14 protein-coding genes are annotated in these 12,225 nt (G+C 66.0%); 7 read left to right on the top strand and 7 right to left on the bottom strand.

Annotation, left to right across the window (positions count from 1 at the left end):
• Positions 1 to 51: 51 nt before the first annotated feature.
• On the bottom strand, positions 52 to 828 hold the full coding sequence (locus ACFQZZ_RS27035) for a hypothetical protein (protein ID WP_378686386.1): 777 nt from the start codon (positions 826 to 828) through the stop codon (positions 52 to 54).
• Between the two features lie 170 nt (positions 829 to 998).
• Between ACFQZZ_RS27035 and ACFQZZ_RS27030 the strand changes: the two genes are divergently transcribed.
• A complete protein-coding gene (locus ACFQZZ_RS27030; RefSeq protein WP_378686384.1) occupies positions 999 to 1,607 on the top strand; it encodes a hypothetical protein in 609 nt (202 codons plus the stop codon).
• Positions 1,608 to 1,710: 103 nt separating this feature from the next.
• On the opposite strand, the gene ACFQZZ_RS27025 is transcribed toward ACFQZZ_RS27030, so the two are convergent.
• Both ACFQZZ_RS27025 and ACFQZZ_RS27020 read right to left on the bottom strand, forming a co-directional pair.
• The gene (locus ACFQZZ_RS27025; RefSeq protein ID WP_378686383.1) at positions 1,711 to 1,920 is read right to left on the bottom strand and encodes a hypothetical protein; all 210 of its coding nucleotides are present in this window, start codon (positions 1,918 to 1,920) and stop codon (positions 1,711 to 1,713) included.
• Between the two features lie 144 nt (positions 1,921 to 2,064).
• Positions 2,065 to 2,274, bottom strand: coding sequence for a BldC family transcriptional regulator (locus tag ACFQZZ_RS27020; RefSeq protein WP_378686382.1), 210 nt, complete (start codon positions 2,272 to 2,274; stop codon positions 2,065 to 2,067).
• Between the two features lie 180 nt (positions 2,275 to 2,454).
• Here ACFQZZ_RS27020 and ACFQZZ_RS27015 point away from each other — a divergent pair, with 180 nt between their 5' ends.
• The 5 genes from ACFQZZ_RS27015 (at position 2,455) to ACFQZZ_RS26995 (ending at position 5,306) form a co-directional block, all read left to right on the top strand.
• Positions 2,455 to 2,811, top strand: a complete 357-nt coding sequence (locus ACFQZZ_RS27015; RefSeq protein ID WP_378686380.1) for a DUF4229 domain-containing protein — start codon at positions 2,455 to 2,457, stop codon at positions 2,809 to 2,811.
• Positions 2,808 to 3,893: a PLP-dependent cysteine synthase family protein gene (locus ACFQZZ_RS27010; RefSeq protein ID WP_378686378.1), complete on the top strand. Its 1,086-nt coding sequence runs from the start codon at positions 2,808 to 2,810 to the stop codon at positions 3,891 to 3,893. The genes ACFQZZ_RS27015 and ACFQZZ_RS27010 overlap by 4 nt, the downstream gene beginning before the upstream one ends.
• A 146-nt stretch (positions 3,894 to 4,039) precedes the next feature.
• Positions 4,040 to 4,261: a helix-turn-helix domain-containing protein gene (locus ACFQZZ_RS27005; RefSeq protein ID WP_328406601.1), complete on the top strand. Its 222-nt coding sequence runs from the start codon at positions 4,040 to 4,042 to the stop codon at positions 4,259 to 4,261.
• Positions 4,261 to 4,845 carry a Clp protease N-terminal domain-containing protein gene (locus ACFQZZ_RS27000; protein WP_378686376.1) on the top strand — a complete coding sequence of 195 codons (585 nt, stop codon included), beginning with the start codon at positions 4,261 to 4,263 and terminating at the stop codon, positions 4,843 to 4,845. The genes ACFQZZ_RS27005 and ACFQZZ_RS27000 overlap by 1 nt, the downstream gene beginning before the upstream one ends.
• Positions 4,846 to 4,922: 77 nt before the next feature.
• Positions 4,923 to 5,306: a phage holin family protein gene (locus ACFQZZ_RS26995; protein WP_378686374.1), complete on the top strand. Its 384-nt coding sequence runs from the start codon at positions 4,923 to 4,925 to the stop codon at positions 5,304 to 5,306.
• Positions 5,307 to 5,372: 66 nt separating this feature from the next.
• Here the strand turns inward: ACFQZZ_RS26995 and ACFQZZ_RS26990 are convergent, their stop codons facing one another.
• Positions 5,373 to 6,245 carry a 1,4-dihydroxy-2-naphthoate polyprenyltransferase gene (locus ACFQZZ_RS26990; protein WP_378686372.1) on the bottom strand — a complete coding sequence of 291 codons (873 nt, stop codon included), beginning with the start codon at positions 6,243 to 6,245 and terminating at the stop codon, positions 5,373 to 5,375.
• A gap of 78 nt (positions 6,246 to 6,323) precedes the next feature.
• Positions 6,324 to 6,779, bottom strand: a complete 456-nt coding sequence (locus ACFQZZ_RS26985; RefSeq protein ID WP_378686371.1) for an SRPBCC family protein — start codon at positions 6,777 to 6,779, stop codon at positions 6,324 to 6,326.
• A 158-nt stretch (positions 6,780 to 6,937) separates the two neighbouring features.
• Between ACFQZZ_RS26985 and ACFQZZ_RS26980 the strand changes: the two genes are divergently transcribed.
• A complete protein-coding gene (locus tag ACFQZZ_RS26980) occupies positions 6,938 to 10,321 on the top strand; it encodes a BTAD domain-containing putative transcriptional regulator (RefSeq protein WP_378686369.1) in 3,384 nt (1,127 codons plus the stop codon).
• 61 nt (positions 10,322 to 10,382) lie between these two features.
• Here the strand turns inward: ACFQZZ_RS26980 and ACFQZZ_RS26975 are convergent, their stop codons facing one another.
• A complete protein-coding gene (locus ACFQZZ_RS26975) occupies positions 10,383 to 11,222 on the bottom strand; it encodes an ABC transporter permease (protein WP_378686368.1) in 840 nt (279 codons plus the stop codon).
• Positions 11,219 to 12,208 carry an ATP-binding cassette domain-containing protein gene (locus tag ACFQZZ_RS26970; protein WP_378686366.1) on the bottom strand — a complete coding sequence of 330 codons (990 nt, stop codon included), beginning with the start codon at positions 12,206 to 12,208 and terminating at the stop codon, positions 11,219 to 11,221. The genes ACFQZZ_RS26975 and ACFQZZ_RS26970 overlap by 4 nt, the downstream gene beginning before the upstream one ends.
• Between the last annotated feature and the right edge of the window lie 17 nt (positions 12,209 to 12,225).

Genomic DNA, 12,225 nt, shown 5'->3' with positions numbered 1-12,225 from the left:
AGTCGTCGGTGCGGTGGGTGGCTCCTCGGGCAAATCCGGACGTGCGCGTCCTCAGAGACTCGCTACGCAGACGACGAACTTGCGCTCTTGGTAGACGATTCCGCTGTCACCCTTCGAGCAGGTGTTGACGTCGATGGTGTTCGGCTTGATTTCCACGACTCGGGCTCCGTGCGGGGTGCCTCGCGTGGCGCAGTCGATGCGCTTCGGGTCGTGGGGGGTGAGTTCCATGCAGCCGCCTACCACCCAGTCGATGTCCAGGCAGAGTGTGGACTCCGGTGTTTGTTGGTGGGTGCGGTCGGCGTCGCTCGCACAATGAGCGGCCCTGTCGATGATCTTGTAGGTGGAACTCCCACTGCCGCAGGCTGCCTTACCGAGGATTGGGGTGTCGCCTGCACTGGTGAATTCCACGCAGTCACCCGCATTGAATTGCAGCCGGATGATCTGTTTGCCGGTCGCGCCGCGAGCTCCGGCGGTGGTGGGCGGCGGCGGTGTCGGCAGCGACTCTTCGGTCGTCGTCGGTGACTCCGACGTGGTTGCCGTGCTGTTGCTCTCGTTGGCCTGTTCCTTGACGTCGGCCTTCGGGCCGTTCATCGATAGCGCGATCACGCCGACTAGGACTGCTGACATCGCGGTCGCAGTAACGAAGGCCGTCAGAATGACAGCGGCACGGATGCGTTGGCGCGACACGGGGATCCTCCAGAGCTGTTGCGCTTCGAACTTACCCCACCCGAGGTTCGAAGTTATGAAACTTCCTGTTTGCAGATCACGCAATGCATACACTATGTGGTCGGTGCGCGTCGAGTCGTTGTCCGGCAGCGCATTTCGCACAGCCCGCTGTCGTCGCCCCGCCCCGGTTCCAGGTCATATGACCAGGTCACAATAGGGCAACGATGGCCCGTGGGGTGCATGTATGTTGCCATGTCTGGCAACAAGATACTGTCGCTGTACACGTCATCCGGCCGCACGAGCCGGAGGTCTCGTGAGAAGGAAACACCTGAATGAAGCTCGGCATGTTCGCCGCCACGGCTGTTTTAGCTGTCGCTGCTGTGGGAATCACCGCGGGAACCGTTAATGCGAAGCCTGCGGAGGTCGTCAAAGAGATTTCGGCGTCAGGCGTCGAGCAGGGAATCGGCTACCGCACTGTGGTCTCCGACGTCGCCGGAGTGATCACCACGGCTGTCGACGGCGGGACATTCGAAGTCATCGACAGTGGCGCCAAAGTAGCGCTCAAGTCTGCCAGTGGCGCCGTGGTCACCGAAGTGCCGCTGACCTTCGATATATCCGGAAGCCGGATGTCGGTGGCACACGAGATCAGCGACAACGGTCGGAAGCTCGCACTCACGCCGCAGGTGGACGCCAAGAATATCGGCGAGATGCAGCCCATCAGCTCCATGGCCCGGCTCGTCACCGAACTCAACAAGAACGTCGTCGGAGTGGTCGCCGGAGGCGTGCTCGGTGGACTCATCGGGGCCGTGGTCGGCCTCGGCTTCTTCAGCATCATCACCGGCCCGATCGGCCTGCTGGTCGGCGCGATCGCGGGTGGCTACGTCATGGGTGGGCAGTCGTTCTTGGATGCCATGAACGCAGTCGTCAGGGGCGAGCCCTGATCGATCTCGGCCCGACGCGCCAGATGTGTCGAGCTATGTGAAGTAGCGTTCGAGAGTGACGTACATCACTCCTGAAGCGATGGGTCACTAGGCCGGAAACGCCTCAGCGCTCGGTAGAACCCGAGTCGCCGTCGCGGTGCTGGCGCGACAGCCGCCAGAGGAAATCGGGGTCGTCATCGGGACCCATGATGTGTTTGCGCTGTGGTGACCGCACAGGTGGGGTGGTCGGACCTGCCGACCTCTCCGGACCGAACGCCTTCCAGCACAACACCGCGACCGCCGCGACCGCGATGAGTGCCAACAGGTACGTCACGTCGCTCACCTCCTGATATCGAGGGTAGCCGCGTACGCAGTCTTCGGACACTGGAGACACGAAATTGTTGAGACGGCCTTGCACGGGCCCCCTGAACGGCGGGCCCGCGCGGGCCTACGGGTCAGCGCGCGGTGACCGCTTTATTCAGCGAGCAGTCGCCTCTGTAGTGAGGGACCTGAGTAGCTGCAGAACTTCGGACTCACGGAACCGGCGATGTCCGCCCGGGGTGCGTAGCGACCCGAGACGCCCGGCGTGGGCCCAGCGGGTGACGGTCTTCGGATCGACGTGGAACATGGCGGCCACTTGGCCTGGCGTCAGCAGGGTGTCCTGGCCGCCGACGGTAAGCGCAGTCATAGCAAACCTCTCCGTTCTCGACAGTTCCCTCATCAGTGGCGCCATCGTTGCACTGCGACCCCTATGTAGTCGAACCACCTACAGTTGGTAAAGGGGAAGTAATAGACAAATCGGATACGCCGCCCTCTCGGCCCGAGGTCTCGCCCAAGGCGGCCGAGAGCTTCGCATAGGCTGATCGACGTGAGTGACGCAACTCCTCCGGAACGTGCAACCGGACAGCAAACCGCAGGCGCGGGCCGGCGGCTGGCCCGCAACCTGGCGTTCTACACCCTCGCCAGGCTCGGCTTGGTCGTCGTCATCACGGTGGTGATCATCGTCGTCGCCCGGCTGGTGTCGGTGGATATTCCACTGGTGGTCGCGGCCCTGTTCGCGCTGCTCATCGCGATGCCGCTGTCGCTGACGTTGTTCAAAAAGCTGCGCACCCGCGTCAACGAGGACATCGCGGTGGTGGACGAGAAGCGTCGGCAGGACAAGGCGCAGTTGCGGGCCAGGTTGCGCGGCGAGAAACCGGACGGAGACGGGGGAGCGTCCGCATGAAGCAGTGCGACCGCAGCATCCCGCGCGACTGGGTCGACAACGCGGTGCGGCTGATCGACGCGGACACCCAGCGCAGCGCCGACACCCATCTGCTGCGCTATCCGCTGCCCGGCGAATGGAACGTCCAGCTGTATCTGAAGGACGAATCCACCCACATCACCGGCAGTCTCAAGCACCGGCTCGCCAGATCTCTTTTCCTGTACGCGATTTGCAACGGCTGGGTCACCGATGGCACCACGGTGGTGGAGGCGTCGTCCGGTTCGACCGCGGTCAGCGAGGCGTATTTCGCGAAGCTGCTCGGCCTGGACTTTGTCGCGGTGATGCCCGCGAGCACCTCGCCGCAGAAGATCGCGCTCATCGAAGCTCAGGGCGGCCGTTGCCATTTCGTGCAGCGACCGCCGGACATGTACACCGAGGCGGCCCGGCTTGCCGCCGAATGCGGTGGCCACTACATGGACCAGTTCACCCACGCCGAGCGGGCGACCGACTGGCGCGGCAACAACAACATTGCCGAATCCGTCTTCGAGCAGATGGCTTTGGAGACCCACCCGGTGCCGGACTGGATCGTCGTCGGCGCGGGCACCGGCGGCACCAGCGCCACCATCGGCCGCTATATCCGCTACCGCAGGCATGCGACGAAGCTGGCCGTTGTCGACCCGGAGAACTCCGCCTTCTACGGCGGCTACGAAACCGGTGACGCGGGCTACGAGACCGGAATGTCTTCGCGTATAGAGGGAATCGGCCGTCCTCGGGTCGAGCCGTCGTTCGTCGGCCAAGTGGTCGACCGCATGATCGAGGTTCCCGATATCGGGTCCATCGCGGCCGCACGGCACGCGAGCGGCGTAATCGGCCGCCGCGTCGGCGGTTCCACCGGTACGAACCTGTGGGGTGCGTTCGCGCTCATCGCCGAGATGATCGCCGCGGGCCGTCCCGGCAGCGTGGTGACGCTGCTCTGCGACGGCGGAGATCGTTATGCCGGAACGTACTTCAACGATGACTGGGTCGCGGCGCAGGGGATGAGCCTGACCGAACCCGCGTCGATCCTGGACAAGTTCCACAGCACCGGCACCTGGGTCGGTTAGCGGCACCTCCGTCCGTCTGTTTTCACCCCGTCGTCCCGGCTCCCGGGGCAGCGGGGTGTTTGTTTTCTCCAGTGGCGAACGGCCGTCCTCGATCTGTCGTCAATTTTTGTTGACAGACTTCGCCATCGTCAATAAAAATTGACGACATGACTGAAGCAACCACATTGGCGGCCGCCGCGGGCAGCCCCGACCCCAAGGTCGGGCTACGCGCGGTGCTCGCACTGCGTCGGCTGCTCGAGCGTCTGGAAGCGATCCAAGTGGCCAATGCCAGGGGACAGGGCTGGTCATGGCAGCAGATCGCGGAGGCGCTCGAGGTCAGCAAGCAGGCGGTCCATCACAAACACTCTCGGAGAGGCGGGAACCGCTGATGTTCGAACGGTTCAGCAAGACGGCGAAAACGACCATCGTCATGGCTCAGGAGGACGCGCGGGAACTGCGGTCGTCGAACATCGAAGTCGAGCATGTGCTGCTCGGCCTGCTGTCGCAGGGCGAACAAGAGTTGAAAACACTGCTGGCCGACGCCGGAATCACCCATGAGGGCGTGCTGGAGAGTCTGGCTCAGGCGGGCAAGGGACAGCCCCTCGGCGAAGAGGACGCCGAGGCATTGCGCTCCATCGGCATCGATCTCGACGCGGTGCGGGAGAGTCTGGAGGCCAACTTCGGCGAGGACGCGCTAGACCGGGCGGCACCGGAGCAAGAGCGCCGTGGACCGTTCGGCTGGGGTCGCGGCGGCAACTTCGGGCACATCCCCTTCGCTCGCGACGCGAAGAAGGTCGTGGAACTGTCACTGCGGGAAGCGCTCGCACGCAAGGAAAAGACCATCGAGTCCGCCCATCTGCTGCTCGCGATCCTGCGCGCCCCCAATGCCACCACCGCCCGCCTGCTCGGCGGCTCCGAGGCGATCGCCGAGCTGCGCCCGAAGGTGCACGCCCTGCTCGATCGCGCCGCCTGACCCGGTGCGCGGGTGCTGCCACCATGATTCGTGTTTTGTGGCAGCACGCGCGCACCGGTCGGGCCTAGCATTGGGCCATGCAGCTACTGATTCGGTTGATCATCAACGGCGTTGCCATCTGGCTGGCCGCCTTATGGGTCGACAAGATCGAGATCCTAAGTCCCGACAACAGTACGGCGCAGAAGGTCATCACCGTGCTGGTGATCGCCGCGATCTTCACCGTGATAAACGCACTCGTCAAGCCGATCGTCAAATTACTGTCGCTGCCGCTGGTGATCGTGACCCTCGGCCTGTTCCTGCTGGTGATCAACGCACTGATGCTGTGGATCACCGCGAAGATCACCGAAATCACCGAGTACGGCCTGCGCGTCGACGGCTTCTGGGCCGCGGTCTGGGGCGGCGTCATCATCTCGGTGGTCAACTGGGTACTGGGAATCCTGGTCCCGGACGGCGACGATTAGGCCGGTGGGCTGAACCCTCGCCGAAGGCTGGGCGCGGCCGGGCACGCACGGAGACGAGGTCGCCGCCTAGGCCGCGATCCCAAGGGCGAGAGCGGTTGCCGCGGACCAGACGAGCAGCGCGAGGCCCGAATCGCGGAGGGCGGGAATGAGTTCCAGCCCGCCCTTGCCGGAGCGGACCGGGGCGTTGGCGCGCACCGCGAGCGGGATCGCGACCAGGCCGACCAGCGCCCACGGTGTCCTTGCCACCAGGATCACGGTGGCAAGGAACGGGATCGCCAGCATGGCCAGGTGCAGGGTGCGGGTGCGCGGGTCGCCCAGTTTGACCGCCAGCGTCACCTTCCCGGATTCGGTGTCGGTCGGGATATCGCGCAGGTTGTTCGCGACCAGCACCGCGCTGGAGAACGACCCGACGGCGACGGCGAGCACCACACCGGCCCAGTCGATCTTGTCGGCCTGCACGAACTGGGTGCCGAGCACACCGATCAGACCGAAGAATACGAAGACCGCGATCTCGCCGAAGCCGCTGTAGCCGTAGGGCTTGCTGCCGCCGGTGTAGTACCACGCGCCCGCCAGGCAGGCGGCGCCGACAAGGATCAGCCACCACGCCGTCAGCGCGACCAGCACCAGACCGAACACCGCGCCGATGGCGAGGCTGATGATCGCGGCGTTCTTGACCGCGGCGGGGGAGGCGAGCTTCTGTCCGACCAGTCGCAGCGGACCGACCCGTACGTCATCGGTGCCACGGATGCCGTCGGAGTAGTCGTTGGCGTAGTTCACCCCGATGATCAGCGCCAGCGAAACCAGCAGCGCGAGAACCGCTTTCCACCACACCGCGCCATCGATGGACGCGGCGGCGCCGGTTCCGGCAAGGACAGGGGCGATCGCGTTCGGCAGGGTACGGGGCCGTGCGCCCTCGATCCATTGCGCTGCAGTAGCCATGCTCGCAGCCTAATGTGCGGCCCAGGCCGCCGCCTGACCAGCGGGGGCGTTTCCGGCTGCCGAGGTCGCTCGGTCCGCCTACGTCTCGGCGACCGCCTTCAGCCGACCGAGCCCCTTCTCGAAGTCTTTGCCGATCATGTTGTCGATCGGGAACACCTTCCCGACGATCCCCATCAGGCCCTGGTGCTGACCGGTCATCCGCCACACCACCTCGGTGCCACCCTCGACCGGGTTCAGCATGAAGGTGGTCTGGTTGGTGGCTTTGAACGGCTTCTCGAAGGCGAGACGGATGCCGATTTCGCGATCGTCGCTAGAGGTGATCTCCATGCTGCCGCGCCCGGCTTTGCGGTTGCCGTCCCAGGCATACTTGGCGCCGACACCGGCGTCCGCCCCGGTATAGCTCCGCTGCAGCTGCGGATCGATGTCTTCCCACGGCGACCACTTGGTCCACTCGTGGAAATTGTCGATCAGACCATGAATACGCGAAGGCTCAGCCGTGATCACGGCCTGCCGAACTATTTCGAACTCAGCCATGCGCTCAGCGTATGCGACCGACCCGCCGGAACGAGGAAAAACGCATGTCAGCCTGGTCGGCACCGCTCGCATACGATAACGCCGGGATGTTTTCGGATCAGAGCGGCCCGAATGGCCGAAGTCCAAGCTCGACGACGCCCGCAGGCGAATCTGTCGTAGTGGGCCTGCTGGGCGAAATCGCGCTACGCCGAGACGGCGCACTGACGGCACTACCAGGAGCCAGATCGCGGCTGCTGCTCGCGGCACTGGCCTTGCGCCCGGGCCGCAGCCGCAGCGCACAGGCACTGATCGATGACGTGTGGGGCGAGCAGCCGCCGCGCGCCCCGATGAACGCGCTGCACACCCAGGTGTCGAGGTTGCGGTCCGCATTGCCGGACGCGGCGCTGGAGATCGGCCCGGCGGGCTACCGGCTCACACTGACCGCGGCGCAGGTCGATCTGACGTTGGCGGACGAACTGGTGCGCGAGGCCCGCCGCAGACAAGCCGACGGCGACGGCGACGCTTGCCTGGATGCGGTGGCGCGGGCCAGATCGCTGTGGCGCGGGGAGCCCGGCGCCGACCTGCCCGCGGGCGAGGTCTCCGACGAGCTGCGAGCCGTGGCCGCGCATCGACTGTCCGAACTGGCGGCCATCGAGGTCGCGGCACGGGTCGCGGGTGGTGATCTCGATGGCGCGGTGGCGATCACCCGGCGAACCACCGCGGCCAACCCGTTGGACGAGGCTGCCCATGCCACCTTGATGCGGCTGCTCGCGGCGGCGGGGCGGCCGAACGAAGCCTTGGATGTATTCGCCTCGATCCGGGGACGGCTGATCGAAGAACTCGGCGCCGACCCGGGACCGGCACTGGTGGAACTGAATACGGCCATCCTGCGCGGTGATCCGGTGTCCGGCCGCGCGCCGCGGCCGGATCAGGCGGGTAATTCGGCGGTATCGCGGGTGCGGGATTCAGCTGAGCCGGTGCCGGTTTGGGTGGCGGCCCCACCGCCGAGTGTGCTCGCGCCCATCGGGCTGCGCGCGGCCCCCAACGTGCTGCTCGGTCGTGCCGCCGACCTGGACGCGCTGGCGGAATTGCTGCACCGGTCCCGGGTGACGACGGTGCTCGGTCCTGGCGGCACCGGAAAGACCAGAGTCGCCAACGAACTGGGTGCTCGAGTGGCGCGCGCCGAGTCCGTGATTCTGGTGGAGCTGGCCTCGGTCCGGGCCGATCCGAGCGCCGACGCCGATCCGAGGGCCGATATCGAGGCCGCGATCAGCACAACGCTCGGCCTGGGTGAGATCGTCCGTGAGTCGACGCTGATGCGTCCCGCGCGCCCGGTGGATGCCGGTCGCAGGCTTAGGGACGCGCTCTCGGCTCGCCCGATGCTGTTGATACTGGACAACTGTGAGCACCTGATCGATGCGGTGGCCGAGGTGGTCGCCGATCTGGTCGGCAGCTGTGACCAGCTCAGCGTGCTCACCACCAGCCGGGCGCCGCTGGCGATCACCGCAGAAACGGTATATCCGTTGGCGCCCTTGGCGATCGATGCGGCCGGATCGCCTGCCACCGATCTTTTTATGGCGAGAGCTCGCGCAGTGCGGCCGACAGTGCGGTTGGATCCGGACGCGGTCGCCCGGCTGTGCGCCACGCTGGACGGCTTGCCGCTGGCGATCGAACTGGCGGCCGCCCGAGTGCGGACCATGAGTGTCGAGGAGATCGAAACCCGGCTGGAGCATCGATTCGCCTTGCTGCGCAGTGGCGATCGCTCGTCCCCGGAACGGCACCGCACCCTGCACGCTGTGATCGCGTGGAGCTGGAACTTGCTCGAAGAGCCGCAACAGGTTGCCCTGCGCAGGCTGTGCCGGTTCCCGGCCGGGTTCACGCTCGCGGCCGCGGAGGTGGTGGCGGGTGGCGTTGATGTCGACGACGTGCCGACGGCCGTCGACGGGCTGGTGAGTCAGTCGCTGCTCACCGTGCTGGACGACGACGAAGGCTTGATCGGAACGCGTTATCGGATGTTGGAGACGGTCCGTGAATTCGGCGAGGAACAGCTCGCGCTGACCGGATCCGATGCAGTGGCCGGGATTCCGAGCGCGATCGACGATCGCCCGCTGGTGATGGATCGAATGTCGCGCTGGGCTCGTGACTTCTCGATCACGCAGGCGCAGCGGTACCAGTCCGACGAGCAGGTCTCCACGGTGCTGTCGGTCGCCGCGGACCTGGACAATCTGGTTGCGGTGCTGCGCTATGCGCTCGAGCGCAGGGACGCCCGCACCGTATACCGGGTGTTCCCGGTGGTAGCGACGCTCTGGGTGATGCGCGGCGCCCATATGGAGCTGAGTGGTTGGGCGCGCCGGGTTATTACTCTCGCGCCCGAACCGGGGCCGGTGCGCGGCAAGGTCGCCGACCTGCAGATGCTCGCGCATCTGGTGAGCGGTCTGCACATAGCGTACGTGGGCAACGACCTGCGTCGATTGGGGACCGCCCGGGCGCGGATACGGCGATTGCTCAGCACCGCTGTCGATCTCAATGGCAGAATGCGATTTCTCGGCGCAGTGGCCTGCGCGGATTCCTCCGGTTCGGGGACGGCCAGATTGTTCGCCGATGCCGCGCGGTCGACGGACTCGGAGGTCCGCGCCGCGGCGTTCTTCATGCGCGCGAATGTGCGGGAGAACGCGGGCCAGGTCCATGGCTCTACCCGGGATGCGTTGGCCGCCTTGCGCATCATGGAGGACAGCGACATCTGGGGAACGGCGATGATCACCCAGCATCTCGGTCAACTCGCGGGGCAGACCGCGCGCTACGCCGATTCGGTGGGGTACTACCGCCGGGCCGCGGATCTCTTGCGGGAGCTGCGCGCTCACGAGGAAGCCGTGGAGATGCGCAGCTTCCTCGCGGTGTCGCTGATCGGCACGGGCAGGCTTGGGGAGGCCAGACAGGAACTCGGGTTTGCTCTCGGGTTTTCGGAGGGTGATCCGGCATTTGGTTCGCCGATCGACGACCCGAGTATCCGACGTAACCACCGCTTGGCGCCCGTGGTCTCCGGGATAGCGGAACTGGAATTGGCGGAGGGCGATATCGACGCCGGCCTACGACATTACCGTCGGGCGCTTGACCTCTATGGTTGGCCGGACGAGGAACCGGCGCCGGGACCGGGCATTTTGATGACCGCGAGCTCGGCGGTCGATGCCCATGTCTTGCACGGGCGACCGGAGTCGGCGGCGGATCTTGTCGGTATCCTGACCCGTCACGCGGCGGGCCGACTCGGTCAGTTCTACGACCTGCCGCAGATCGGCGCGGTAGCCAATGCGGTCGGTTCGTACCATCTTGCGACCGGGCAGGATGTGCGTGTCGGCCTGGAATTGCTCGTGCTGTCCACCAAAGTCGTCGCGCGGCAGGACAATCCTTCGGCGGAATTGCACCGCCACTTTCAACTGCACCGGGCTGCGATCGGGGACGAGCGGATAGACGCAGCGCTCGGCCGGGTGGTCGGACTGCGGCGGCGCGCCGCGGCGGAGCGGATCCTGCGACTGTTGCGCGAATTGTCCGGCATCGCCGACGATTGAGAATGCCGAAGTCGCGGTGGGTGACTTATCGTCTCCCACCGCGACATTCAGTGTGCGGCGGTCACGCTCTGCGCATGTAGGCCTTGATGCTCAGCGGGGCGAAGATCGCCACCACAACCACCGCGCCGACCAGCGAGTAGACCAGGTCGCTGCCATAGACGTTGCCGTTCATCAGCGCTCGGGCCGCGTTCACCATGTAGTACACGGGGTTCACGTGGTTGATCGCCTGCAACCAGCCCGGCATCGTGCTTGTCAGCGCGAAGGCGCCGGACATGAAGGTCAGCGGGAACATCACCATCATCGAGATGCCCTGCACGCCTGCGGCACTCTTGCCGGTGACACCGACAAGAGCCCAGATCCAGCTGACCGCGAACGAGCAGATCACGATGACCAGACCGGCGACCACGACGCCGACGACGCCCCCCTCGGGGCGGTAGCCGATGGCAAGGCCGACCAGGATGGTCAGGGTGGTCGCCAGAGCGTAGCGCACCATGTCCGCGATCAGTGCGCCCGCCAACGGCGAGATACGGGCGATGGGAAGGGATTTGAATCGATCGAAGACCCCCTTGTCCATGTCCTCACGCAACTGGGTGCCGGTCACGACCGAGGTCAGGATTACGGTCTGCACCAGGATGCCGGGGATGAGGGTAGGCAGATAGTTCGACACGCTGCCGCCGATGGCGCCGCCGAAGATGTACGCGAACAGCGCGGTGAACAGGATCGGCTGAATCGTCACATCGAAGAGCTGCTCGGGGTTGTGCTTGATCTTGAGGATGCCGCGGTAGGCCATCGTCAGCGACGTCGACGCGGTCTGCCGGAGGCTGATTTTATTGCTGACCTCGGGGATCGAGGTGGGCGCCGCATGCCGCGCGGCGGGGCTCGGTGCGGTAATGGTGGTCATGCCGCGCTCCGTTCTGCATCGCTGTCGTCGTCGGCCGGATGGCCGGTGATGGTGAGGAAGACCTCGTCGAGACTGGGCTTACTGACAGTGATTTCGTCGACCGCGATCTCCCACTCGCGCAGGCGAATCAGCAGATCGGCCGTCATCCCGGCGTCTGCGAGCGGTGCCGTGAGCCGGCCGGCCTCCGGCGTGATCTGCGCCTCGGCACCGAGGAAGTCGCCGACGATGCGGCGGGCCTCTTCGAGCTGAGCCCGATCGACCAGGGTCAAGTGCAGCGCGGACCCGCCGACCGACGCCTTGAGCTCGTCGGCGGTGCCGTCGGCGATCACCCTGCCGTGGTCGATGACGGCGATCCGGTCGGCCAGCTGATCGGCCTCGTCGAGGTACTGCGTGGTGAGCAGCACCGTCGCGCCCGCGCGGACCAGGCGGCGGATGGTCTCCCACATCTGGGCGCGGGTGCGCGGGTCGAGGCCGGTGGTCGGCTCGTCGAGAAACAGCAGCGGCGGCGTCGCGATCAGGCTTGCGGCCAGATCGAGGCGTCGGCGCATGCCGCCGGAGAAGTTCTTCAGCGGCTTGTTCGCCGCCTCGATGAGGTCGAACTCCTCGAGCAGTTCGGCGGCCTTGCGGCGGGAGTCGATCCGGCTCAGGCCGAGTAGGCGGGAAAAGAGGATCAGGTTCTCGGTGGCCGAGAGGTCTTCGTCGACCGAGGCGTACTGCCCGGTGACGCCGACGAGGGAACGGACGGCCGTCGGTTCTGCAACGACGTCATGGCCGAAGATGCGGGCGCTGCCGCCGTCCGGCCGCAGCAGGGTGGCCAGCATCTTGATGGTGGTGGTCTTGCCTGCGCCGTTCGGTCCGAGCACGCCGTATACCGAGCCCTGCGGAACCGCCAGGCTCACACCGTCGACGGCGCGCTGTTCCCCGAACACCTTGACCAGGCCGTCCGCCTCTACGGCGAGCGCTGAAGTTGGTGCGAAAGAAGTCATGCGTAAGACTTTGGGGG

This window comes from Nocardia sp. GCM10030253 (assembly GCF_042675075.1).
Taxonomy (GTDB): Bacteria; Actinomycetota; Actinomycetes; order Mycobacteriales; family Mycobacteriaceae; genus Nocardia.
The sequence above is the reverse complement of the archived record's forward strand: the minus strand, read 5'-3'. Positions and strand labels throughout refer to the sequence as shown.

What these genes read in the sequence shown, in the direction of transcription:
- ACFQZZ_RS26990 (WP_378686372.1), bottom strand. Translation starts at nt 6,245, where the DNA reads ATGGCTACTGCAGCGCAATGGATCGAGGGCGCACGGCCCCGTACCCTG.
- ACFQZZ_RS26975 (WP_378686368.1), bottom strand. Translation starts at nt 11,222, where the DNA reads ATGACCACCATTACCGCACCGAGCCCCGCCGCGCGGCATGCGGCGCCC.
- ACFQZZ_RS27000 (WP_378686376.1), top strand. Translation starts at nt 4,261, where the DNA reads ATGTTCGAACGGTTCAGCAAGACGGCGAAAACGACCATCGTCATGGCT.
- ACFQZZ_RS27020 (WP_378686382.1), bottom strand. Translation starts at nt 2,274, where the DNA reads ATGACTGCGCTTACCGTCGGCGGCCAGGACACCCTGCTGACGCCAGGC.
- ACFQZZ_RS27005 (WP_328406601.1), top strand. Translation starts at nt 4,040, where the DNA reads ATGACTGAAGCAACCACATTGGCGGCCGCCGCGGGCAGCCCCGACCCC.
- ACFQZZ_RS26985 (WP_378686371.1), bottom strand. Translation starts at nt 6,779, where the DNA reads ATGGCTGAGTTCGAAATAGTTCGGCAGGCCGTGATCACGGCTGAGCCT.
- ACFQZZ_RS27010 (WP_378686378.1), top strand. Translation starts at nt 2,808, where the DNA reads ATGAAGCAGTGCGACCGCAGCATCCCGCGCGACTGGGTCGACAACGCG.
- ACFQZZ_RS26970 (WP_378686366.1), bottom strand. Translation starts at nt 12,208, where the DNA reads ATGACTTCTTTCGCACCAACTTCAGCGCTCGCCGTAGAGGCGGACGGC.
- ACFQZZ_RS27030 (WP_378686384.1), top strand. Translation starts at nt 999, where the DNA reads ATGAAGCTCGGCATGTTCGCCGCCACGGCTGTTTTAGCTGTCGCTGCT.
- ACFQZZ_RS26995 (WP_378686374.1), top strand. Translation starts at nt 4,923, where the DNA reads ATGCAGCTACTGATTCGGTTGATCATCAACGGCGTTGCCATCTGGCTG.